This is a genomic window from Enterobacter cloacae complex sp. 372C4 (assembly GCF_050030615.1).
In the GTDB taxonomy this organism is placed as follows: domain Bacteria; phylum Pseudomonadota; class Gammaproteobacteria; order Enterobacterales; family Enterobacteriaceae; genus Enterobacter; species Enterobacter intestinihominis.
In genome coordinates this window covers 132,695-154,612 of record NZ_JBLGUQ010000001.1, presented here as the reverse complement: position 1 = coordinate 154,612, position 21,918 = coordinate 132,695, and the positions used below count along the sequence as shown (strand labels likewise).

Here is a 21,918-nt window from a genome sequence, read left to right as displayed (position 1 = left end):
AGCGACACTCAGGGAGTGCGTGTGCAGCACAATACCTTTGTTGTAAAACAATCTTTTTTGCAGTGGCTGCATAAGCGTAGCAATCCCCGTTTGGTTGTTAACCTCTGTTTTATCGTTGTCCTGATCTTTTCCACCCTCCTGACCTGGCGCGAAGTTGTGGTACTGGAAGATGCCTATATCTCCAGTCAGCGTAACCATCTGGAAACGGTTGCCAGTGCGCTGGACAGACAACTCCAGTTCAGCGTCGATAAAATGCTGTTTTTTCGCCACAGCATGCGTGATGCGCTGGAAACGCCGCTGGCGTTTGGCGTGCTACATGATGCGGTAAAGCGTTTTGCCCGTTTGCGCGCATCCCCCACCTGGCAAATTGAGGTTGATAAACAGCGCACATTGCCGATCAACGGTGTGTCTGATGCCTTTGTTGAAAAGACCACCCTTCTGAATCGCGATGATGAGTTTCTTGATAATGAACTGTCCGCCGCGCTTGAAGTGGGGTATTTATTGCGTCTGGCATCCAGTTCTTCCGGCAACGAAGAGCGCGTGATTTATGTCTCTCGCGCCGGATTCTTTCTGGAAACGGATACGCCGGAAAATGCCAGCGATATCGTGCAGCGTTACTACTATCTGGTCACTCAGCCCTGGTTTACCCAACAGTCCGAGCGTGAGAACCGTGCGCGTGCCGTGCGCTGGTTTATCTCGCCTCCTTCCTCCTTTGTGGGCAAAAAGCCGCTGATCACCGCCAGTGTGCCTGTTTATTACAATCACGTCTGGTATGGCGTGGTGGCGATGGATTTCACCTTTGCCACCCTGCGTCGTCTGCTGGTGGAGGCCGTAGGCGATAACCCGGAAGGGGAATACCAGCTGTATGACAGTCGTCTCACCCTGCTCGCGACGTCTGGATCATCTGCTGCGGACGTTAATCATTTTGACGCGCCCGAACTAGCGCAGATAGCGCACGCAATAGAATCGGATTCCGAAGGCGGCATTCGCCTGGGGAGTCGTTTTGTCAGTTGGGAGCGTCTCGACCACTTTGATGGCATCGTCCTGCGCGTGCACACCCTGGAAGAAGGGGTGCGCGGCGATTTCGGCAGCATCAGTATTGTGCTGGCATTGCTTTGGGCGCTGTTCACCGCGATGCTGCTCATCTCATGGCTGGTGATCCGGCGCATGGTCAGTAATATGTATTCGTTGCAGAATTCGCTGCAATGGCAGGCCTGGCACGACCCTCTGACCCGGTTGAATAATCGTGGGGCGCTGTTTGAGCGGGCGAAAATACTGGCGAAGCAGTGTGAACAGCAGGCGCTGCCTTTCTCTGTCATCCAGATCGATCTTGACTGCTTTAAGAGCATTAATGACCGGTTCGGGCACCAGGCGGGTGATAAGGTGTTGTCCCATGCTGCGGGGCTGATTGCCAGTACCCTGCGCACTAAAGATATTGCCGGGCGCGTCGGCGGCGAAGAGTTCTGTGTGGTGCTGCCCGGCATGACGCTTGAAGAGGCGGCGGAAGTTGCAGAGCAGATCCGTGAGCGTATCGACAGCAAAGAGATCCTGATTAAGAAAAGTACTACCCTGCGCGTGAGCGCGTCGTTTGGCGTCTCTGGCGCGCAGGAGAAGGGCAATTATCACTTCGAAAATCTGCAATCCACCGCCGATGCGCGTCTGTATGAGGCGAAACAGCGCGGGCGTAACCGGGTCATCTGGCAGGATCACGTTAAAAAGTAATCAAGCCCCTCGCGCCAGCCGGCCGGTCCGGTGTGCTGAGTGCGATAAACCCGTGTGGGATCGTTGTTCTTAAGGCTGACCCCCTCCCGGTTGAAGCCTTTCACCACCACGGCGAAGGCTACGCTGTCCAGCAGAGGGGCATCATTGGGGCCGTCGCCCAGGCCCAGCGTTGTCGGGTCAAATCCGTCGTGCAGGTGATACTGTTCCACAAGCCAGTGCACCGCCACGTCTTTGCCACAGCTCGTGTCCAGAATATGCCAGAAGCGAGCACCCGGGACGATCTTCAGCCCCTGCCGGGCCAGTTCGGCTGCGAAGCGTTTCATTTGTTCATCACTGTCACGCCAGATCAGCGTCACGGAAGCCTCGTGTTTACGTGCAAGCGCCGCTCGGGGACGGCTTAGCCCGGTCCATTCGGCGACCACGCGCTCATCCACATCGTCGAAGGTGGTGAATTTCAGATGCATCTCCTGGCGCACCCGGGCAATAAACTGCCGGATATCGTCATGCTTCTTTTCTGAGATGAACCGTGCGGCGTTTTCCCACCGTACGTCAGGCTGGATCACCGCGCCGTTTTCCGCAATGTAGGGCAGCCCGCCAAGGCCAAGTTCCTGCTGGATGTCACGCATTTCGGACGCGGTTTTGCTGCTGCACAGAATGACTGGTACCTGTTCATCCTGTAATCTCTTCAGCCAGGAAGCGGCAGGCTGCCAGTCGAGAGTGTGAAAATCCAGCAGCGTACCGTCGAGATCGGTAAAGACGAGCAGAGTCTCCTTTAGCGAAGGCATAACGTCTCCTGAATAATGATGTTCATCTAAGAAAAGTCTTAAAAAAATCCAGCATTGATGTCCCGTTGAAGTGGAAACGATCCCGATAAACCCACACGCAGCGCATGTTTATACTCATAACCAAAATTCACATGTATAAAATATAATATTCGCTAAGAGAATATATGCTTGTAAGACAAATCTGTTGGGGATAATGTCTTACCTGCATCAGATTTCCTGGTGTAACGAATTTACAAGTGCTTCTTGCATAAGCAAGTTTGATCCCGGTCATCCCCATGACCGGGATTTTTTTCGCCTTAGCGGTTCGTTTCCGAGACGCTAAAGTCATGGATATCCAGCTCGAATGCTTCAGCCAGTTCACGGTAGGTATGGTAATCACGACCATTGACCACGACACGGTCTGAATTATCCTCCGCGCGATGAACTTCGGACTCACTGATTTCATTAATGGCGGCAAGCAGGGCATCGACATCCACTTCCACCTCACGCTTAATGGTGTCGCTGTACTCTTTGTCAGTCTTCATGGCGGGCTCCTCATTTAACCGTCTCAACAGCTAAGTATAGACCGCACACAAAAACGCCATTCGCGTCAGGCGGCGATGCCAGCCAGGGTAATTTGTTCTACACTGGCTCAAAACCACAGGAGGAATGTATGAAGGTCAACGATCGGGTAACCGTCAAAACGGACGGTGGGCCGCGCCGCCCGGGCGTGGTGCTGGCAATAGAAGAGTTTAATGAAGGCACAATGTATCTGGTGTCGCTGGAAGATTACCCGCTCGGCATCTGGTTCTTCAACGAACTGGGGCACCCGGATGGGATCTTTGTGGAAACGGCGGAATAGGGCGGCGTCGGGGGCGTCTTCTCCCCGGCCCGGCTGCTGAAAAGCAAAATCTCTGGCCAGGCCAGAGATCAAGGTAGGGTACAACATGGCCGTGCAAATTAGCGCATATTAACGAAAATCCCATTCGTCACATTATCTGTCAGGCGTACGACATGGTATATCACTTGCTTATTATGCGTTTTAATTTTCCTTTTAATATTTCCTTTGTGTGACGATACTGTTTTTGCCTTGATATTCATCTGGTCTGAGATCTGAATTGTCCCTTGTCCAGCCATCCACATTCTTAGCATACTTGATTCAGTTCTGCTTAAAGATAGAGTGGGTAAGTTAACCGCCCCTACATTCTTAACTTCTTTATTCAAATAATCGCCCAGAATGTCATCAAGCGACTCTGGTTTAATCGATTTCGAACTGATTAATAAGTTTTTACGCACCAACAAATACTCATCGAAATGAATATTGGCGATCGCCATAAAAACAATAAACAGGGTTCTGGGATGCTGATTAATGATCTGCTTAATGTGCTGACTGTTAGCGGGGTCGTGAATGAAACAGTCCTCATTAATAAACACCACGCCGGGCTTGTGGGTCTCACAAGCGGCTGCGAGTTCTTCAACGGTGTGTGCATCGTTGATGTCTCTCTTTCTTACCCCTCTGCTTGCTAAGTACCCGGTTAACCCTAGCCGGGTGTAGCTGCATAAATCCATAATGATCGTTGACATGGCATACCCTCACTCAATGCGTAACGATAATTCACCACCTGCCTGAGAGCTCATAAACAGCCATACGGGATGGAAAAAATCTAATAAAACCTGTGAGCATGACAAAGACTTTCAGGCGAACTCACTATCCCGTAAAGTTACGTATAATTTGCCAGGAATCATCTTAAAGTAAAGTAAATATTAAGTATTGTGAGGTGGTTAGAAACAATTAAACCGCGTCAGATATATCCTGGTAGATGTTTTTCAAGATTATTTTTAGGAATATCCTCAGAAAGACATTGCAAACACTGCGGGTTATTATTTGCGTGGAAGTTCGCTGACAATATCCGCTAAGAGATTGAATATCTCGCTGAATAAATGCTCGCAGAAGGGGGCGATAAGTGGCATCAATAATGACATTAATAAAAGGCCAACCGTCAACGTCACCGGAAAGCCGATGACGAATACCGACAGCTGTGGGGCCATTCGGTTGAGTAAACCCAATGCGAGGTTAACGGTGAGCAACAGGGTTATGACAGGCAGCGCCAGCATCAGCCCGTTGAGGAAGATCAGCCCGGCAGCCCGCACCAGCGCCAGAAAAGCGTTACTGTTCACCGGGTTGTCGCCAATCGGCAGCGTGTGGAAGGTGTCCACCAGCATAGAGATGAGCCACAGGTGGCCGTTGAACGAGAGAAACAACAGCATCGCCAGCAGGTCGATAATACGCGCCAGCACGGGCATATTCAGATGGCTGCCCGGGTCAACGAACGTCGCGAAAGACAGACCCATCTGCAAACCGATCAGTTCGCCCGCCGTTCGTACCGCGGCGAAGGCGAGCTGCATCGTAAACCCGACCGCCACGCCAATCATCACCTGTTGCAGGGCAATCCATATCGCATTCGGGGAAAAAATCGGAATATCCACCGCCGGCAGGGAAGGGGCAACGATAATGGTGATAACCATGCCCAACCCAATTTTGATGCGTTTAGGCACCGACTTTTCACTGAGTATGGGGGCGGTGGAGATCAGCGCCATGATGCGCAGCATCGGCCAGAAATAGATCCCGAGCCACTGAACAAACTGATCGCTGGTGAATTGCAGCATCGTCCGTCAGCCGATGATGTAAGGCAGATTGGTGAACAGGTTGCGCATGTAGTCCAGCAGCAAATTGAGCATCCAGGGCCCGGCAACGATAATCGCCACGAAGACGGCGATGATCTTCGGGATGAACGACAGGGTCATTTCGTTAATCTGCGTGGCGGCCTGAAGAATACTGATAATCAGACCGGTTACCAGCGCAACCAGAAGCAGGGGCGCGGCGACGGCAATCGCGACTTTCATCGCTTCCGTGCCCATCATCATGACCGACTCAGGCGTCATTGCGCGCTCCTCAACTGTAGAAACTCTGCGCCAGCGAGCTGACCAGCAGCTGCCAGCCGTCGACCAGTACGAACAGCATGATCTTAAAGGGCAGGGCAATGGTTGCGGGCGGGACCATCATCATCCCGAGCGCCATCAGGACGCTGGCGATCACCAGGTCAATAATCAGGAACGGAATGAAAATGGTGAAGCCAATCTGGAACGCCGTTTTCAGCTCACTGGTCACATACGCTGGCAGCAGAATGCGCATCGGCACCGCTTCCGGTCCCTGTAACTCGCCCGTGTTAGCGAGACGGGCAAACAGGGCCAAATCCGCTTCGCGCGTCTGGCGAAGCATAAATTCACGTAATGGCTGAGCCCCCTTTTCCAGGGCAACCTGCATGGAAATTTTATCTTCGCTGAACGGCTGGTACGCCTCGGTGTAAATCTTGTCGATCACCGGCGACATAATGAAAAAGGTCAGGAACAGGGCTAAACCCAGCAGCACCTGATTGGGCGGCGCGGACGGCGTGCCGAGCGCATTTCGCAGCAGACCAAACACAATGATGATGCGGGTGAAACTGGTCATCATCAGCAGGATCGCCGGGATAAAGGTCAGCGAGGTGATGAACACCAGCGTCTGCACGGAGAGGGACCAGCTTTGTCCCCCGTTCGCCAGCGGCGTGGAAACCAGCCCCGGCAGCTGCGCATACACAGAAGGCGCGAACAGGCCCAGACCTGCCAGCGTAAGCAATAACAAAAGGCGCATCAGGATCTCCCGGAACGCTTGAGCAAACTCTTCATAACGGACTGAAAATCCGCAGGGGCCTGGGCGTTAGCCTCCACCGTGACAGGCGGAGGGGGCAGCGTGTGAAGAACGTTAATGCTGGAGGCAGTCACGCCCAGCACCAGTCGCGCATCTTCCACTTCCACAATGACCACGCGCTCGCGTGGCCCGAGTGTGGTGCTGGCGCTGACCTTCAGTCCGCGCGTGCCGGCCGTTTTCCCCGCCAGCCCGAAACGCTTTGCCAGCCAGGCGGCGATAAGGATAAAGGCAATAATACCGAACAGCGCGCCGCTCACCTGAAGCAGCGGGGAGCCGGGTACGGCGGAGGGCGCGGACAGTGTTGCCTGGGTTTTCATACTTAACGGCTCAGGCGACGCATACGTTCGGAAGGGGTAATGATGTCGGTGATACGTACGCCGTATTTATCGGCCACCACCACTACTTCGCCCTGTGCAATCAGGTAGCCGTTGATCAGAATATCCAGTGGCTCACCCGCTAAACCGTCCAGGGCTACAACGGAACCCTGCGTCAGGCGCAGCAGCTCTTTAATAGTCATGCGGGTGCGGCCCAGCTCAACGGTCAGCTTGACCGGAATGTCCATAATCAAGTCGATGTCCTGCAACGTCCCGCTGACGTCGCCGCCGCCTAACTGCTGGAAGACCGCGTCTGCCGCGCTTTTCGTCGGCGTCGTTTTTTGCTCGTTTAACGCGTCAGCCCACAGATCGTCCAGTGCTCCGCTGTTTTCATCGGACGGATTGTTCATGTCACTCATTTGGGCTGTTCCTCATTCAGCGAATTCAAAATCGGGTTGATCAAGTGCTCAACGCGTAACGCATACTGGCCGTTAATTGTGCCGTACTGGCTTGTCAGCACGGGTACGCCATCCACATGGGCAATAATGCGGTCGGGTTTATCTATCGGCAAAACGTCGCCGGGTTGTAATTTCAGGATCTGCGATAACCGCATGGAGATGTCGGCAAAGTTAGCCACCAGCTCCAGCTGCGAGTGCTGAACCTGGCGCACCAGGTTCTCACGCCAGTTCTGATCTTCATGGCGTGAGTTCTCCAGCGGCGGGTTCACCAGCAGTTCGCGCAGCGGTTCAATCATGCTGAACGGCAGGCAGATGTTGAACTCGCCCGTCAGGTTGCCGATTTCGACGTGGAACGGGGTGTTCACCACGATGTCATTCGGTGAAGTGGTGATGTTGGTAAACTTCACCTGCATCTCGGAACGCACGTACTCCACTTCCAGCGGGTTAATCGCTTTCCACGCGTCGCTGTAGGATTCCAGCGCCAGCTTCAGCATGCGGTTGATAACGCGCTGTTCGGTATGGGTAAACTCGCGGCCTTCCACTTTGGTCGGGAAACGGCCATCGCCACCGAACAGGTTGTCCACTGCGATGAATACCAGGCTTGGCGAGAACACCACCAGGCCGGTACCGCGCAGCGGTTTCAGATGGATCAGGTTAAGGTTGGTTGGCACCGGCAGGTTGCGGGCAAACTCATGATACGGCTGAATGCGGATCGCACCGACGGTGATATCCGGGCTACGACGCAGCAGGTTAAACAGCCCCATTCGGAACTGACGTGCGAAACGTTCATTGATGATCTCCAGCGCCTGTAAACGCTCGCGGACCACGCGACGCTGGGTATTGGGATCGTAGGGACGAATATTATCGTCGCCGGTCAGACCCGGCTTCGGATCGTCACTCTTATCGCTGTCGCCATTGAGCAGCGCATCGATTTCTGCCTGAGAAAGAATACTGTCGCCCATGTCGTTACCGCAGAATGAAGGCTGTATACAGAACGTCAGTGACTTCCTGCTTAGGTTGGCCGTTGACCAGCGGGGTCGCCAGCGTCTGTTTGATCGCATCGACCAGCTTTTGCTTGCCCACATCTGTGGCGAGCGCGGAGGCATCCTGACGAGAAAACAGCAGCAGCAGACGGCTACGCACTTCTGGCAGGTAGTCGTTCAGACGTGCACGGGTCGCTTCATCTTTCAGACGCAGCGTAATGCCCACGTAAAGCACGCGATCCGCATCGCCGAGGTTCACGGTGAATGTATCCAGCGGGTAGAAGACCGGCGCCGGTGGAGGCGGCGCTTCAGCTTTGGCGGCTGCGCTGGAGGGTTCCTGCTGCATACGCCAGTAACTGTAGCCTGCGGTGGCGCAGGCCGCGAGGGTAATCAACACCAGCAGCGGGATCCAGATGGAACGCTTGCTTTTTTTGGTGATAGCGGAGTCTGTCATCTGATACGAGCTTCCTGTTTCGGTACAGCTTAATACGGTGATTATCCCGTGTCCGGCTTAGGTCAAAGCGTGGAAAAGACGGGGATAATCACGTTACCTCTGGCGTTTAGGCAAAGATGTCTACGGCACGGCTGCCGCGCGCGGCGGATTGCAGGGCGGCAGGGGCAGGCAATAACTCTTCGCTCTCCTCGTTAAACCCGCCATGCTGGCCTGAACGCGAAGCGTGCTGTTGTTGCCCGGATGAAGATTGCTGCTGCCCGGCAAAGCCTTCGCTGCTGACGCTGCTTTGGGAAAGCTGTATGCCGTTTTCCGCAAGCTGCGTGCGCAGGATCGGCAGGGCCGCTTCCAGCGCCGCACGAACGTGGCTGTGGGGCGAAACCATCTGCAACTGCGCCTGGTTGTCATCCAGCTTAAGCGAAATTTGCACCTGACCCAGATCTTCCGGGTGCAGGCGTAGCTCTGCGGTCTGTTGGCCCTGTCTGGTGAACAGGGTGATGTGCTGGCTTAGATTCTGCTGCCATTCGTGCGTGCCCAGCGGCTGGCTTAACACCGGCGCGGTCGCAACGGTAGCGGCAGACTGGGGAGTTGCCAGGTGACTAACGATCGGGGCCAGCGTCGCGGTTGGGCTGGCGGCAGACGACGCCGTGCTCACTACGTCCTGCTTCTCCGCGAGGGCGGCAACAGCTGGCGTAACGGCTGCCGTGGCGGGCAGCGACGTGTCGCTGTCCTGAACCGACGTTTTTTCCTGAACCGTTAACGCATGGCTAAGCGGCTGATGCTGGCCGTTGTCCGTCTGGGCTAGCGCAGAGGGGAGGGCGGCACGGGGGGCGACCTCCCCGGTGCTTGCTGGCTGCGTCGCCATTGGGGTGGTAGTCTGCTGGTGCGGTAACATCGCCATCAGCGCGCTTAACCCGGCCAGCTCCTCTTCTTCAGTCGTGGTCTCGCTGTTTGCTTTCGCGTCCGTCCGGGTCAGCGCCTTCAGCGCATCCGTATTCGCTGCGGGTTTCAGGCCGGAGACGAGGCTTTGCAGGGAGACGGCGGTATCTTCATCAGTCAGGGTCTCCTGGCGGGAGAGCAGCTCGGCGATTTTGGCCTGGAGCGTGGTATCACCGTTTTTTTCCTGTGCCGCTGTCGACAGCTTGCTTCCCGCCGCTTTCAGATCGGCCAGCGTCAGCGGAGCATCTTTGCCTTTGCCGGTGGTCTCGGTCAGCGCGCCCGCCAGCAGAGAGAGAAAATCTTGCGCGCCCTCAGCGCCTTTTCCGGTCAGCGTGCCGCCGGACGGGTCGCTGTCGGTCATCAGCAGTTGTTGCAGTGTGATCATTCTGGTTTCCTCATTGATGCGCGCTGGGCAAACTCATCCATTTTTTTCTGATCCAGACGGTTTTCCGCCAGGGTCGAGGCTGCAATCTGCCGGTCCTGTAAGGTTTGCCAGGCCTGCAACCGCTGTTTTTTCTCGCGCCAGAAATTCAGCGCGGTATCGACTTTTTGCGTCCACTGGTTAAGCTGCTGGCGATGCTGCTCAATCGCCTTTTCCAGCGTCTGGATAAACTGCTGATAGTTAATCCAGCGCTGGCTACCAATGCCCTGCGTCATGTCGGTGTTAAGGTTGGTGCGATATTCATGCTGATAGTCGATTAACATCTTCAACTGTTCTTCAGCCTGCTGGCACCCGCGTCGCATTGCGCCAAGTTGCAATGCGGCATCATCAACTTCTTTTTCAGCCAGATCTTTCAGCGTTGATAACGCGCTGTTCTGCGCCATGACCTTCGCCCTCCACCTGTGTTACACCTGCGGGAAAATCAGCTCCAGTGCCTGGAGGGAATCTTCCCAGTCGGCGCGTTCAAAAATACCCTGTTGCAGAAATGCCTCCAGCTGCGGCCACAGGGCAATCGCTTTATCGAGCATCGGATCGCTGCCTTTGGCGTACGCCCCGACGCTTACCAGATCGCGGTTGCGCTGGAAGCTGGAGAGCAGTTGTTTGAAGTTACGCACGCGGGCGTAGTGTTGCTCGGTGATCAGGGCCGTCATCGCACGGCTGATCGAGGCTTCAATATCAATCGCCGGGTAGTGCCCGGCTTCGGCCAGACGGCGCGACAGCACGATATGGCCGTCGAGGATCGCGCGCGCGGAGTCGGCAATCGGGTCCTGCTGGTCATCGCCTTCGGTCAGTACCGTATAGAACGCGGTGATGGAGCCTCCGCCGCTGATGCCGTTCCCCGCACGCTCAACCAACGCCGGGAGTTTGGCGAAGACCGACGGCGGGTAACCTTTGGTGGCGGGCGGCTCGCCGATGGCCAGCGCAATCTCACGCTGCGCCATCGCGTAGCGGGTCAGGGAGTCCATAATCAGCAGCACGTGCTGGCCCCGGTCGCGGAAATCTTCCGCGATACGCGTGGCGTAGGCGGCCCCCTGCATACGCAGCAGCGGCGACACGTCCGCCGGGGCGGCGATCACCACCGAGCGGGCGCGACCCTCCGCACCAAGAATGTTTTCGATGAAATCTTTGACTTCGCGACCACGCTCACCAATCAGGCCGACGACGATAACGTCCGCCTGGGTATAACGCGCCATCATGCCGAGCAGGACCGATTTACCCACGCCGGAGCCGGCAAACAGCCCCATACGCTGGCCGCGTCCCACGGTGAGCAGGGCGTTAATCGGCCGCACGCCGGTATCCAGTACGTGCTCGATTGGCGTGCGTTGCAGCGGGTTAAAGGGTTGGGTGATCAGCGCGCCGGTTTCGGTGGTATCAGGGGAGGGCAGGCCATCGAGCGGTTTGCCGCTCCCGTCCAGCACGCGGCCCAGCAGCGCCGGACCGAGCGGGAGCTGTTTGCCGCTTTGCAGGCCGTCACCGCTGATGTTTTTCGCGTAGACGCGGGCGCCCGGCAAAATCCCTTCCACTTCCTCAAGGGGCATCAGAAACAGTCGCTGGCCGTTAAACCCGACCACTTCACTTTCCACTTCACGCGTCTCACTCCCGTCCTGACGCTCAATCACGCAGGTGGCGCCGAGCGGAAGTTGCAGACCCGTGGCTTCCAGGACCAGACCGGTGGCACGCGTCAGGCGTCCATAACGACGAACGGATGGCAGCTGCGCCATCTTCGTTTCAAAATTATCGAGCGTGTTAAGCCAGCGCGTAAGGCGAGCGGTCATCAGACGACTCCCGGTGCCGCCAGGCGGCACAGTTCCTGCCAGCGGGTCGCGACGCTGGCATCCAGATCGCCCTCATCCGCCGAGACCTTACAGCCTCCGTGATGGAGCGACGGATCGCCGCGCAGCCGCCAGCCGTGCAGGCTCAGCGTCGCGCCGAGGCTCTCTTCCACGCGCTGCAAATCATCAGGATGCACGCGCAGCTGCGGTTTGCCGCTGAACAGCGGCTCCTGCTGGAGCAGCCCCTGGATTTGCTTAATCAGCGCGGCGTTATCCACGACCGGCGTCTGGCCGATCACCTGACGGGCCGCCTCCAGCGCCATCTGCATCAGGCGCGAGGCAATCACGCTGTCCAGCGCATCCAGCGTGTGCTGAAACTCGCTCACCAGCTGCTGCATGCGGGCATGTAGCGGCGCCTGCTGCTGGCGCGCCTGCTCAATGCCCTGCTCTAAACCTTTCGTCAGCCCTTCCTGATAACCCTGTGCGTGCCCGGTCTGACGGCCTTCGTTCATCCCGGCGTTGAAGCCCTGCTCGTGCGCCTGCATTTGCATCTGGGCCAGCATCTGGGCGCGCTGTTCCTCTTCACTCAGCTCGGGCACGCCCGCCCCGGCGTCGCCCTCATCGGACGACACTATGGCGGGGGTGAACTCTGCGGTGGGAGGGGAGAGGTCGTCAGGCGTCCAGCGCTTCCACGACAGTTCATCAGACATAGGTGTCGTCTCCGCTGCCAATCACCATCTCGCCGGTTTCTGCCAGACGACGAACAATAAGCAGGATCGCTTTCTGTTCGTTCTCCACCTGAGACAAACGCACCGGGCCACGGTTGGCCAGGTCGTCGCGCAGGATATCGGCCGCACGCTGGGACATGTTGCGCAGGAACTTCTCGCGCAGCGGCTGCTCGGCGCCTTTGAGGGCGATAAGCAGGGACTCCGAATCCACTTCCTGAAGCAGGCGCTGGATGCTGCGATCGTCCACTTCGACCAGGTTTTCGAACAGGAACATCTCGTCGATAATTTTCTGCGCCAGTTCGCCGTCGAACTCGCGCACCGCCGTAATAACCGCCTCTTCCTGCTGCGTTTTCATCAGGTTGATGATTTCCGCTGCCGTTCTCACGCCGCCCATTTTGCTGCGCTTGAGGTTCTGGCCGTCGAGCAGGTTGTTCAGCACTTCGGTCAGCTCCGCCAGCGCGGCTGGCTGGACGCCGCCGAAGGTGGCGATACGCAGCATCACGTCGTGGCGCAGGCGCTCGTCGAACAGCGCCAGAATATCGGCCGCCTGGCCCCGTTTGAGGTGGACCAGAATGGTGGCGATAATCTGCGGGTGCTCGTCGCGAATAAGATCGGCGGCGCTTTGCGGTTCCATAAAGTTGAGCGTTTCGATCCCGCTGGCGGTGTCGCGCGTTTCGAGAATATCTTCCAGCAGGCTGGCGGCGCGCTCTTCGCCCAGCGCCTTAACCAGCACGGAGCGCAGGTATTCGTTGGCGTTGACGTTGAGCGCGGCAAACTGCTCGGCTTCCTGCTCAAACTCCGCCAGCACTTCGGTCAGTTGCTTGTTGGAGATCTGGCGCACGTTGGCCATCGCCGCGCTGAGGATCTGCACTTCTCGCTGAGAGAGGTGTTTAAACACCTCCGCCGCGCGATCTTCGCCAATGGTCATCAGCAGGATGACGCTCTTATCGGTGCCTGTAAGCGTATTACTCATGTTCGTTACCCATCCAACCGCGGATGACCAGCGCGACGACGCGCGGATCGTTATCTGACATTTCGCGAATGCGCTGGCTCATCACCTCTGCGCCCATACGCTGGTTAGCACGGCGCTGCTGCATCTGTTCATCTTTGCTGAGACGAACTTCAACCGCTTCTTCCTCGTCCGGACGCGCGTTCTTCTGTTCCAGCGCGGCTTTTTCGGCTTCAGCGCGACGCTGAAGCTGAGGACGGACACCCTTACGCCACAGCAGCCACGCGACAATCAGCACCAGCAGCCAGCGGCCTGCGGACATCAGCTGATCGAAGAACGCCTGCTGTTGCCAGAACGGCAGTTCGCCACCGGTCTCATCCACCGGGTTGAACGGTGAGTTCACAACGTTGAGGGTATCGCCACGTTTTTCAGAGAAGCCCATCGCTTCGCGGGTCAAATCTTCGATCTGCTTCATCTGCTCTGCCGTGAGCGGCAGCGGTTTACCGTCCGGCAGCGTTTTGTAGTTCACCACCACGGCAACAGAGAGACGCTGAATATCGCCCGTGTTCAGTTTGGTATGGCAGATAGTCCGGTCGACTTCGTAGTTGGTCGTTTCGTTACGGCTGCTGTTACGCGGGCCGGCACTGTTCGCGGTCGAGGTCGTCTGCTGATTCGTTTGCTGACCGTTCTGCGGGTTGGCCGGCGGCGTGGAGATTGGCGCGGCGTTGGCAGGCGCAGGCTGGTTAGAGAGCGCACCCGGCACACCGCCAGGATACTGGCCACCGACCTGTTCCGTCTCATTGATCTGACGCGAGCGTAACACGGCGCGAGAAGCATCCCCGTTCGGGGCGTACTGCTCTTCGGTCTGTTCTTTATTCGAGAAATCAATCTGCGCGGTGACCTGCGCATGCACGTTGCTGTTGCCCACCACCGGGCCCAGAATAGCTTCGATACGGCGCTGGAGACGGCCTTCCACGTCGGCAGCGTATTTCAGCTGGGCGTCGTTGAGATCGCGCCCGGCGGTGTTGGACTGCGTCAGCAGGTGACCGCTCTGATCCACCAGCGTAACGTTACCCGGCGGCAGACCGGCAACCGCACTGGAGACCAGGTGCGTGACGGCGCTGATCTGCCCTTCATCCAGCGCACGGCCAGGTTCGAGGTTAACCGTCACAGAGGCAGAAGGGGACTTTTGTTCACGGACAAACAGGGACGGCTTTGGCATCGCCAGGTGCACGCGGGCACTTTTCACCGGGCCTAAGGTTTCAATCGTACGGGCCAGCTCACCTTCCAGCGCGCGCTGGTAGTTAACCTGCTCGCTGAACTGGCTGATGCCGAATTTTTCCTGATCCAGCAATTCAAACCCAACCGCGCCGCCTTTCGGCAGTCCCTGCTGGGCGAGACGCAGGCGAAGCTCGTGCACTTTATCTGCCGGCACTTCAAGCGCACCACCGTTATCGGCAAAGCGATACGGGATGTTCATCTGGGTCAGCTGGGTGACGATGGCACCGCCATCCTGGTCGGAAAGGTTGCTGTAGAGCGTGCGGTAATCCGGGCTTTTTGCCCATAAGACCATCGCGACAACGATCGCAATGGCGGCAGCGCCTGCCACAATCAACGGGATCTTAGGGTTGGCGCGAAGGCGGTTCATCCACTCGAGTGATTTATTCTGCGGCGCTGTCGATGCTGCTGTCGCACTCATTGCGCACCTCTTAAATCCTGGTGGTTTACGTTATTCGTGTAGAGAAACAAAACTGACTCCCGGGTCGGCAAACACGACAAAAGTTCCATACTGATGGCCCTGCCATTATTTGATGATTCGGGATTTTCTATGCGTCAAATAACCTGGTTTTTTAACGCTATTTACCGCCATTATCTTATTGACAAGCTGTTAGTCTTGACCTCGTAAAAAACCATCCAGGGGAGAGTCATGGCTATACAGGGCATTGAAGGGGTACTCAGTCAGTTACAGGCAACGGCGATGACCGCCCGTAATCAGAGCGTGGCTGACCAGCCGCAGGGCATTAGCTTCGCCGGTCAACTGCATGCGGCGCTGGACCGGATCAGCGATAAGCAAAACGCGGCCCGTACCCAGGCTGAGAGATTTACCCTCGGTGAACCCGGCGTGGCGCTCAACGATGTGATGGCCGATCTGCAAAAAGCGTCGGTGTCATTGCAGATGGGGTTGCAGGTGCGTAACAAGCTGGTGTCGGCGTATCAGGAAGTCATGGGGATGCAGGTTTAATCAATACCTATCTTACGCTGGCAGCCTGATGGCTTTAATGCCACAATATTTTTTTCTTCGCATGCAGGAAAGATGATGAAAAAAGTAGCAATTGTGGCTGCAATGCTGACGTTAGCGGGATGCGTTCAGGTCGAAAACTATCAGGAAGTGGTTAAGCATCCGGCACCTTCGCATCTGGCAGGTTACTGGCAGTCGAAAGGGCCGCAGAGCGCGATGGTGAGCCCGGAGGCGATTGCCACGCTGGTGGTGACCCCAGAGGGTGATACCCTGGACTGCCGTCAGTGGCAGCGCGTTATCGCGGTGCCGGGTAAGATCATGCTGCGTTCAGATGATTATTATAACGTGACCGAAAAACGAGACGTCTATCCGCTCGATCGTGATGGGGCGGCGCTGGAGTATGACGGCATGGAACTTTACAAAGTTGACCGCCCAACGGTGGAATGCGCAGATTACCTGAGCAAGAATCCGCTGGAGAGTAAGCTTCCGTAACCGTTTTGGAGTTTGCGCCCTCTACCCGTGGTCTGAGGGATCTCCACAAAATAATGCCTTCACCGTCGGCCCCCTCTCCCTGGAGGGAGAGGGCTGGGGTGAGGGGGAACATACGGCTCTGGTGGTCATTCCATTCACTTTATGTTCCTTGCTACTCTGTAGCGACATGAGCGGTGAACGTGCCAGGGTGGCTCAGTCGCCACCACCCTGGCGACCCGGGCTCCCGGCGGAAAATCGCGGCTTCGCGGTACCCTCAGCTTTTTCCTTCAGGCTATCGGGTCGGGCATGAGCCTGCATCCATGCAGGCCACGCCCTCTCGGCGCTTCCCTGCGCCTCGCCCCGGCCTTACGGAAACGCTTCGGCGATTTACAGCCGGACCAGGGCATCGCTGAAAGTCCTCAGTTATTATGAAGGCAACGTTATTGCTTCTGCTTTCAAATTACTGGGGATATCTCTCCCTGTGGGAAAGGGGCGGGGTGAGGGCATCAGGTCGCACCTTTCCCGTACTACAGCGCGTCTTCAATCACCCAAACGCTGACGCTTCCCCCGTTACAGAAGAAGGTCCCTTCGCCATCCGCCGCCGTGGTCACGGTTTCCTCGCGGTTGCCTAAAAAATCACGCCAGGCCTTATTGCCGTAATTCTCGCCGAGGCAGATCGTCTTCTCACCGTCATCACCATTCGACAGCACCACCACACAGCCCGGGTGCTCCTCTGTCCCGCTGCGGCTAAACGCAATGCAGTTTGGATGATCGAAAAAAAGGGTTTGCACGCCGTGGGCAAAACGCTGCCGAGCGAGGATCAGCTCGTGGAGCTGTTCAATCACCGGCATATCAATGTGATACGTCTCACCATCCCCGCCAGTGTCGTCATAGCTGGCGCCAAAAAGATCCGGGTAGAACACGCTCGGCACGCCGTTTTCACGCAGCAGGATGAGCGCGTAGGCCAGCGGTTTGAACCAGGCTTCAACCGGGGCTTCCAGCGCCTGCAAGGGCTGGGTGTCATGGTTGGCCACCAGCGTTACGGCATGGAACGGATCGGCTTCCACCAGCGTACCGGTGAAAATCTGGCTCATATCGTAGTCGCGTCCCTGGCGTGACGCTTCGTGAAATTTCATTTGCAGCGGCGCGTCAAACAACATGGTTTTGCCGTCCACCTGATTGATGTATTGCTGCAATTTATCCACTTCGTGAGACCAGTATTCCGCCACAATAAACAGAGGCTGCGGGGCCACCTCCTGGACATGTTCAATCCACTCTTTATAGAACCAGGCTGGAATGTGTTTTACCGCGTCCAGGCGGAAGCCGTCGCAGTGCGTTTGCTCCATCACCCAGCGCGCCCAGTATTTGATCTCCTCCGTCACCGCGTGGTTGCGAAAATCAATATTTTCACCCATCAGGTAATCGAAATTGCCCATCTCGTCGTCGACCTGATCGTTCCAGCCTTCGCCGGTGTAGTCGTTAACGATTTTGAAGATACCGTCCTCACTGGGATTTTCAATGTGGTCGATACCGCTAAAGCATTTGTAATCCCAGATGAACTGCGAATACTGCCCGGCCCGAACGGGGAAGGTGTAGCGCGTCCAGGCTTCACATTCGATGATCTCATCGCTGATTTGGGTGCGATCCTGAGCATCCACGCGTTGCACGCGGACGGGTTCCTTTTCATCGGCGCCCATTTTGTGGTTGACCACCACGTCCAGAAGCACCGCAATCTGGTTACTTTTTAAGGCGTTGATGGCCTCCAGCAGCTGGGCTTTATCGCCGTATTTGGTGGCGACACTGCCTTTCTGGTCAAACTCACCGAGGTCGAAAAGGTCATAAGAGTCATACCCGACGGAATAGCCGCCGGATGCGCCTTTGTAGGCCGGGGGTAACCAGACCATATTGATGCCGATTTCGTTCAGGTTGGGGGCTAATGCCGTGACTTCTCGCCACAATTCACCGCCGGTGGGGTAGTACCAGTGAAAACATTGTAAAAGTGTTGGGTTGCGCATGCACCATCTCCATGAGGTCGCGAAATTCAAGTATGGAGCAGGTTTGGCAGAAATGCCTGGCGAACGAAACGGTTAACGCTTGCCCGCCAGTTAAATGGCTAATTAATATCGCTATTACTTTGCGGAACAAGGACATGACCGCCCTGGTTACCGTAGGTGGAGAGAACGGTTTTCTGGATGGAGGATTGCCCAACCAGCTTTGCCAGCTCATCCATTCTGGCTTGCAGCAATGTTTTTACCTGGCCTTCGTTGTCCAGGATCACCCGCAGCGTCGGGCGAAGCTGCTCCTGAATCTGCATCGAAGGTTCACTTTCCTGAGTGAGACGAGCCAGTGAGTGCACCGCATTAACATAGTCGGTTTCACAGATGATCAGATCATCCCATAGTCCCTGCCGCGCCAGTCGCAACATCAACTGGCTCTGCTCAAGGAGTTGCTGATAAAGGGCATAAAGTTGCGGTGCGTTACTCATTAGACGGCGTCCTGCATCAGTTGTGGCGTACCGGCAACCTCCTTCCACCCGTCAGCGATATTGCGCAGCAGGTTTTCCACCTCTTCGATGGCGCTGGCGTCGTTATTCACGTTGGCGTGCAGGAGGCGACGTACCATATAGGCATAAAGGGCAATCAGGTTTTGCGTAAGCTCATCACCGTTATTTTCCACCAGGCCAACCTTCAGCCCGTTTTCGATAATGTTGATGGCTTTTGAGAGCGCCAGCCCTTTTGCCGGGATATTACCGTCTGCCAGGAACAGACGCGCGCGTACCAGCGCGCTGAGGGCTCCATCAAATAGCATGATTACCAGCTGCTGCTGGCTGGCGCTCATCACCGCGCTTTCAACTTCTATCTTTGCGTAGGCCTGCGTGCCTTTTGCGCCGTACATGTTATCCCCCTCGGGTCTGATTAGCGTTTACTACTTGTTGCTGGACGTATTTTCGAACTGCTGCGTCAGGTAGCTGCTGGTGTTGTTCAGCGAGGTCATCAGTACGTCCAGCTGGGTAAACTGGGCTTTGTACTGCGCCACTCTTGCATCAATACGTTCGCTCACGGCGTTATATTGATCCGTTAACTTGTTCAGCGTTTTGCTGACGCCATCTTTGGCCGCCTGGATAATGCCTTTACTGGAAAGCCAGTCAGTCAGATGGGTGGCCATGGTGGTGGTGATCCCGGTGGTTTTTCCGTCACCTACAACCAGATCTTTCACCGCAGACGGGTTATCCGTCAGCGCTTTTTTCAGCTTTTCGCTGCTCAGCTCCAGCTTGCCCGTGCTTGGATCTGAGGTAATGCCAACCTGAGACAGCGTTTTATAGGCGGTTCCGCCGACGGTGTTGCTCAGCATGGTTTTCAGCTGCGTCTGGATAGTACGCAGCGTAGTGTCTCCGAGCAGGGCGCCGTTGCTGGAATCCTGCGCATCTGTGCCCGCATCAACCGCCGTATATTTGGTTAACGATGCAAAGCTGTCCTGAAGGGTGTTGTAGGCATCCACCCAGGCTTTCATCGCCGTTTCCGCTTTAGACGTATCTTTAGTAATCGTCAGCGTCTGGTTACCGGTGGTGACGTCGTTCAGGTTCAGGGTGATATCTTCCAGCGCATCGCTTATGGTGTTGCTGCTGTTTTCGATATCTACGTTATTCACCTTCAGCTTCGCGTTTTGCGCGGTAACGCTTTCCATCATACCGTTGCTGGCATCGGTGCTGGTGCCGTTGTAACCCATAAAGGATTGCAGGGCGCTATCGCCGCTTACGCTGATGCTGACCGCGTTGTCCGCTCCGGTTTCGGTGGAGGTGATGGACAGACGATATTGACCATTACCGACGTTAATAATACTGGCGGTCACGCCGGCGTCAGCTTTGTTAATCGCATCGCGAATGCCGGTCAGCGAGGAATTTGCCGCGCTGATATCGATGGTCACCGGATCTTTACCGTTTCCGGCGGTAAAGGTGATCTTGCTGTCAGCCGTGGCAATGGCCGTTTTGGTATCCGGCTGTGCGTTTTTGGTCGTCAGGGTTTGCGCCTGCGCCAGCTGCGACACGCTGATGGTGTATTTACCGGCAATCGCGCTGCCGGTAGTGGTGGCGCTGAATGCCGTGGAGCTACTCGACGTGCTGGTCGCCGTAAACAGGTCGGCTTTATTCAGCGCGGTGTTTGCAGTCTGAAACGCTTCCAGCGAACTCTTCAACGTGCCGTAAGCGCTAAGCTTGGCGGTATAAGATGACTGTTGTTTGGTTATCGGCGTCAACTGTGCTTTTTCGGCCGTGGTCAGACTATCCAGAATGTCTGCTAACTTAAGACCCGAACCGATCCCCAATGATGAAATACTTGCCATATTTATTCCTTAATCTATCGACACGTAGAACGAATAGTGGGGTTATCGGCTTTTATGGGGGAAAGTTTACGGTTAATTTCTTTTTTTTAATGGCGGGAATAACGGTAATAGAGAAGAGCTTTTCCGTGGCTAAAAAAATTAACGCGATCCTGAAAAAAAATCTAAAGGTTGGTTTGGACCAGACGATAACACCTTTGACGGCGATGAAGCCGAAGGGTGGAAACCCAAATCTAACCAAACAGATTTGATGAACAACAGGAATCGAAATCATGGCACAAGTCATTAATACCAACAGCCTCTCGCTGATCACTCAGAACAACATCAACAAGAACCAGTCCGCTCTGTCTTCTTCTATCGAGCGTCTGTCTTCTGGTCTGCGTATCAACAGCGCGAAAGATGACGCTGCGGGCCAGGCTATCGCTAACCGCTTCACCTCTAACATCAAAGGTCTGACTCAGGCTGCACGTAACGCTAACGACGGTATCTCTCTGGCACAGACCACTGAAGGCGCGCTGTCTGAAATCAACAACAACCTGCAGCGTGTTCGTGAACTGACCGTTCAGGCAACTACCGGTACTAACTCTGATTCTGACCTGTCTTCAATCCAGGACGAAATCAAATCCCGCCTGTCTGAAATCGACCGCGTATCCGGTCAGACTCAGTTCAACGGCGTGAACGTGCTGGCTAAAGACGGCTCCATGAAGATTCAGGTTGGTGCAAACGACGGCCAGACCATCTCCATCGACCTGCAACAGATCGACTCTTCAACGCTGGGTCTGAACGGTTTCTCCGTTTCTAACAACGCACTGAAACTGAGCGACTCTATCACTCAGGTTGGCGCGAGCGGTGCTCTGAAAGATGTTGACCTGAGCGCAGTGGCTACCACCCTGGGTGTGGACGCGAAGAGCCTGACTCTGCACAACGTGCAGACTCCAGCTGGCGCATCTACCGCGACCTACGTGGTTTCTTCCGGTTCTGACAACTACGCTGTGTCTGTTGACGATGCAACTGGCAGCGTGAAAGTGAACACCGCTGACATCACCTATACCGATGCAAACGGTGGTACTGGTACGCTGACCGGTGTTGCTGTTAAAGTTGGCGCAGACGCTGCTGGCGCTGCTGCGGGTTACGCTGAAGTGCAGGGTAAAAACTACTCCCTGACTGCTGGCGCTATCGCTGACGGCGGCGCGGGCGGTACGCTGAACAACGCACAGACTGTTACCCTGAACGCAGCTGGCGAATTCAAAGGCGTGTCTACTGCTGATCCACTGGCTCTGCTGGACAAAGCTATCGCGTCCGTCGACAAATTCCGTTCTTCACTGGGTGCGGTACAGAACCGTCTGAGCTCTGCGGTAACCAACCTGAACAACACCACTACCAACCTGTCTGAAGCGCAGTCCCGTATTCAGGACGCCGACTATGCGACCGAAGTGTCAAATATGTCCAAAGCGCAGATCATCCAGCAGGCCGGTAACTCCGTGCTGTCCAAAGCTAACCAGGTTCCTCAGCAGGTTCTGTCTCTGCTGCAAGGCTAATCGCCTGATTACGCTTAAACCCCGCTTCGGCGGGGTTTTTTCTATCCATGCACAAGCGTAACCCC

24 protein-coding genes and 1 pseudogene are annotated in these 21,918 nt (G+C 55.9%); 5 read left to right on the top strand and 20 right to left on the bottom strand.

Annotated features, from left to right (window positions below; translation table 11 throughout):
* The first annotated feature begins 21 nt into the window (after positions 1-21).
* The gene (gene dgcQ / locus ACQG11_RS00880) at positions 22-1,722 is read left to right on the top strand and encodes a cellulose biosynthesis regulator diguanylate cyclase DgcQ (RefSeq protein ID WP_046619344.1); all 1,701 of its coding nucleotides are present in this window, start codon (positions 22-24) and stop codon (positions 1,720-1,722) included.
* Here the strand turns inward: dgcQ and ACQG11_RS00875 are convergent.
* Both ACQG11_RS00875 and yodD read right to left on the bottom strand, forming a co-directional pair.
* Positions 1,707-2,507, bottom strand: coding sequence for a mannosyl-3-phosphoglycerate phosphatase-related protein (locus tag ACQG11_RS00875; protein ID WP_046619345.1), 801 nt, complete (start codon positions 2,505-2,507; stop codon positions 1,707-1,709). The genes dgcQ and ACQG11_RS00875 overlap by 16 nt on opposite strands.
* Before the next feature lie 296 nt (positions 2,508-2,803).
* Positions 2,804-3,031, bottom strand: coding sequence for a YodD family peroxide/acid resistance protein (gene yodD, locus ACQG11_RS00870; RefSeq protein ID WP_017383339.1), 228 nt, complete (start codon positions 3,029-3,031; stop codon positions 2,804-2,806).
* Between the two features lie 128 nt (positions 3,032-3,159).
* On the opposite strand from yodD, the gene dsrB reads away from it, so the two are divergent.
* Positions 3,160-3,348 (top strand): protein DsrB, encoded by a 189-nt coding sequence (gene dsrB / locus ACQG11_RS00865; protein ID WP_003859583.1) that lies wholly within the window; start codon positions 3,160-3,162, stop codon positions 3,346-3,348.
* Between the two features lie 98 nt (positions 3,349-3,446).
* On the opposite strand, the gene rcsA is transcribed toward dsrB, so the two are convergent.
* The 14 genes and pseudogenes from rcsA to fliF all read right to left on the bottom strand — a co-directional run bounded on the left by rcsA (position 3,447) and on the right by fliF (position 14,969).
* Positions 3,447-4,070 (bottom strand): transcriptional regulator RcsA, encoded by a 624-nt coding sequence (gene rcsA / locus ACQG11_RS00860; protein ID WP_022648556.1) that lies wholly within the window; start codon positions 4,068-4,070, stop codon positions 3,447-3,449.
* A 290-nt stretch (positions 4,071-4,360) separates the two neighbouring features.
* A pseudogene (gene fliR / locus ACQG11_RS00855) lies at positions 4,361-5,153 on the bottom strand (flagellar biosynthetic protein FliR); the annotation flags it as partial.
* Positions 5,154-5,159: 6 nt separating this feature from the next.
* Entirely contained in the window at positions 5,160-5,429 is a 270-nt protein-coding gene (gene fliQ / locus ACQG11_RS00850) for a flagellar biosynthesis protein FliQ (protein WP_003859587.1), read from the bottom strand.
* A gap of 10 nt (positions 5,430-5,439) precedes the next feature.
* The gene (gene fliP, locus ACQG11_RS00845) at positions 5,440-6,177 is read right to left on the bottom strand and encodes a flagellar type III secretion system pore protein FliP (protein ID WP_426728097.1); all 738 of its coding nucleotides are present in this window, start codon (positions 6,175-6,177) and stop codon (positions 5,440-5,442) included.
* Entirely contained in the window at positions 6,177-6,551 is a 375-nt protein-coding gene (fliO, locus tag ACQG11_RS00840) for a flagellar biosynthetic protein FliO (RefSeq protein ID WP_161177049.1), read from the bottom strand. Before fliO ends, fliP begins: the two co-directional genes overlap by 1 nt.
* Positions 6,552-6,553: 2 nt before the next feature.
* Complete coding sequence (gene fliN, locus ACQG11_RS00835; protein WP_003859592.1) at positions 6,554-6,967, bottom strand: flagellar motor switch protein FliN; 414 nt, start codon at positions 6,965-6,967, stop codon at positions 6,554-6,556.
* Positions 6,964-7,968: a flagellar motor switch protein FliM gene (fliM, locus tag ACQG11_RS00830; RefSeq protein WP_006811158.1), complete on the bottom strand. Its 1,005-nt coding sequence runs from the start codon at positions 7,966-7,968 to the stop codon at positions 6,964-6,966. The genes fliN and fliM overlap by 4 nt, the downstream gene beginning before the upstream one ends.
* A 4-nt stretch (positions 7,969-7,972) precedes the next feature.
* Positions 7,973-8,443 carry a flagellar basal body-associated protein FliL gene (gene fliL, locus ACQG11_RS00825; protein ID WP_003859598.1) on the bottom strand — a complete coding sequence of 157 codons (471 nt, stop codon included), beginning with the start codon at positions 8,441-8,443 and terminating at the stop codon, positions 7,973-7,975.
* Positions 8,444-8,549: 106 nt separating this feature from the next.
* The gene (gene fliK / locus ACQG11_RS00820; RefSeq protein ID WP_426728096.1) at positions 8,550-9,764 is read right to left on the bottom strand and encodes a flagellar hook length control protein FliK; all 1,215 of its coding nucleotides are present in this window, start codon (positions 9,762-9,764) and stop codon (positions 8,550-8,552) included.
* Positions 9,761-10,204 carry a flagellar export protein FliJ gene (fliJ, locus tag ACQG11_RS00815; RefSeq protein ID WP_006811155.1) on the bottom strand — a complete coding sequence of 148 codons (444 nt, stop codon included), beginning with the start codon at positions 10,202-10,204 and terminating at the stop codon, positions 9,761-9,763. The genes fliK and fliJ overlap by 4 nt, the downstream gene beginning before the upstream one ends.
* Before the next feature lie 21 nt (positions 10,205-10,225).
* On the bottom strand, positions 10,226-11,596 hold the full coding sequence (gene fliI / locus ACQG11_RS00810; protein WP_032624018.1) for a flagellar protein export ATPase FliI: 1,371 nt from the start codon (positions 11,594-11,596) through the stop codon (positions 10,226-10,228).
* Positions 11,596-12,303 carry a flagellar assembly protein FliH gene (fliH, locus tag ACQG11_RS00805; RefSeq protein ID WP_284097733.1) on the bottom strand — a complete coding sequence of 236 codons (708 nt, stop codon included), beginning with the start codon at positions 12,301-12,303 and terminating at the stop codon, positions 11,596-11,598. Before fliH ends, fliI begins: the two co-directional genes overlap by 1 nt.
* Positions 12,296-13,294 carry a flagellar motor switch protein FliG gene (gene fliG, locus ACQG11_RS00800; RefSeq protein WP_003859608.1) on the bottom strand — a complete coding sequence of 333 codons (999 nt, stop codon included), beginning with the start codon at positions 13,292-13,294 and terminating at the stop codon, positions 12,296-12,298. Before fliG ends, fliH begins: the two co-directional genes overlap by 8 nt.
* Complete coding sequence (fliF, locus tag ACQG11_RS00795) at positions 13,287-14,969, bottom strand: flagellar basal-body MS-ring/collar protein FliF (RefSeq protein ID WP_426728095.1); 1,683 nt, start codon at positions 14,967-14,969, stop codon at positions 13,287-13,289. Before fliF ends, fliG begins: the two co-directional genes overlap by 8 nt.
* A 228-nt stretch (positions 14,970-15,197) precedes the next feature.
* Here fliF and fliE point away from each other — a divergent pair, with 228 nt between their 5' ends.
* Together fliE and yedD are read left to right on the top strand one after the other, a co-directional pair.
* Entirely contained in the window at positions 15,198-15,512 is a 315-nt protein-coding gene (gene fliE, locus ACQG11_RS00790; RefSeq protein WP_032624020.1) for a flagellar hook-basal body complex protein FliE, read from the top strand.
* 75 nt (positions 15,513-15,587) lie between these two features.
* Complete coding sequence (gene yedD, locus ACQG11_RS00785) at positions 15,588-16,001, top strand: lipoprotein YedD (protein WP_022648547.1); 414 nt, start codon at positions 15,588-15,590, stop codon at positions 15,999-16,001.
* Between the two features lie 506 nt (positions 16,002-16,507).
* Here yedD and amyA read toward each other — a convergent pair.
* The 4 genes from amyA to fliD all read right to left on the bottom strand — a co-directional run bounded on the left by amyA (position 16,508) and on the right by fliD (position 20,318).
* Complete coding sequence (gene amyA, locus ACQG11_RS00780) at positions 16,508-17,995, bottom strand: alpha-amylase (RefSeq protein WP_426728094.1); 1,488 nt, start codon at positions 17,993-17,995, stop codon at positions 16,508-16,510.
* Positions 17,996-18,093: 98 nt separating this feature from the next.
* Positions 18,094-18,465, bottom strand: a complete 372-nt coding sequence (fliT, locus tag ACQG11_RS00775; RefSeq protein ID WP_006811148.1) for a flagella biosynthesis regulatory protein FliT — start codon at positions 18,463-18,465, stop codon at positions 18,094-18,096.
* A complete protein-coding gene (fliS, locus tag ACQG11_RS00770; RefSeq protein ID WP_003859616.1) occupies positions 18,465-18,875 on the bottom strand; it encodes a flagellar export chaperone FliS in 411 nt (136 codons plus the stop codon). Before fliS ends, fliT begins: the two co-directional genes overlap by 1 nt.
* A gap of 30 nt (positions 18,876-18,905) precedes the next feature.
* Positions 18,906-20,318, bottom strand: coding sequence for a flagellar filament capping protein FliD (gene fliD, locus ACQG11_RS00765; protein ID WP_023300484.1), 1,413 nt, complete (start codon positions 20,316-20,318; stop codon positions 18,906-18,908).
* Between the two features lie 269 nt (positions 20,319-20,587).
* Between fliD and ACQG11_RS00760 the strand changes: the two genes are divergently transcribed.
* Positions 20,588-21,853: a FliC/FljB family flagellin gene (locus ACQG11_RS00760; protein ID WP_045308590.1), complete on the top strand. Its 1,266-nt coding sequence runs from the start codon at positions 20,588-20,590 to the stop codon at positions 21,851-21,853.
* The last annotated feature ends 65 nt before the right edge of the window (positions 21,854-21,918 follow it).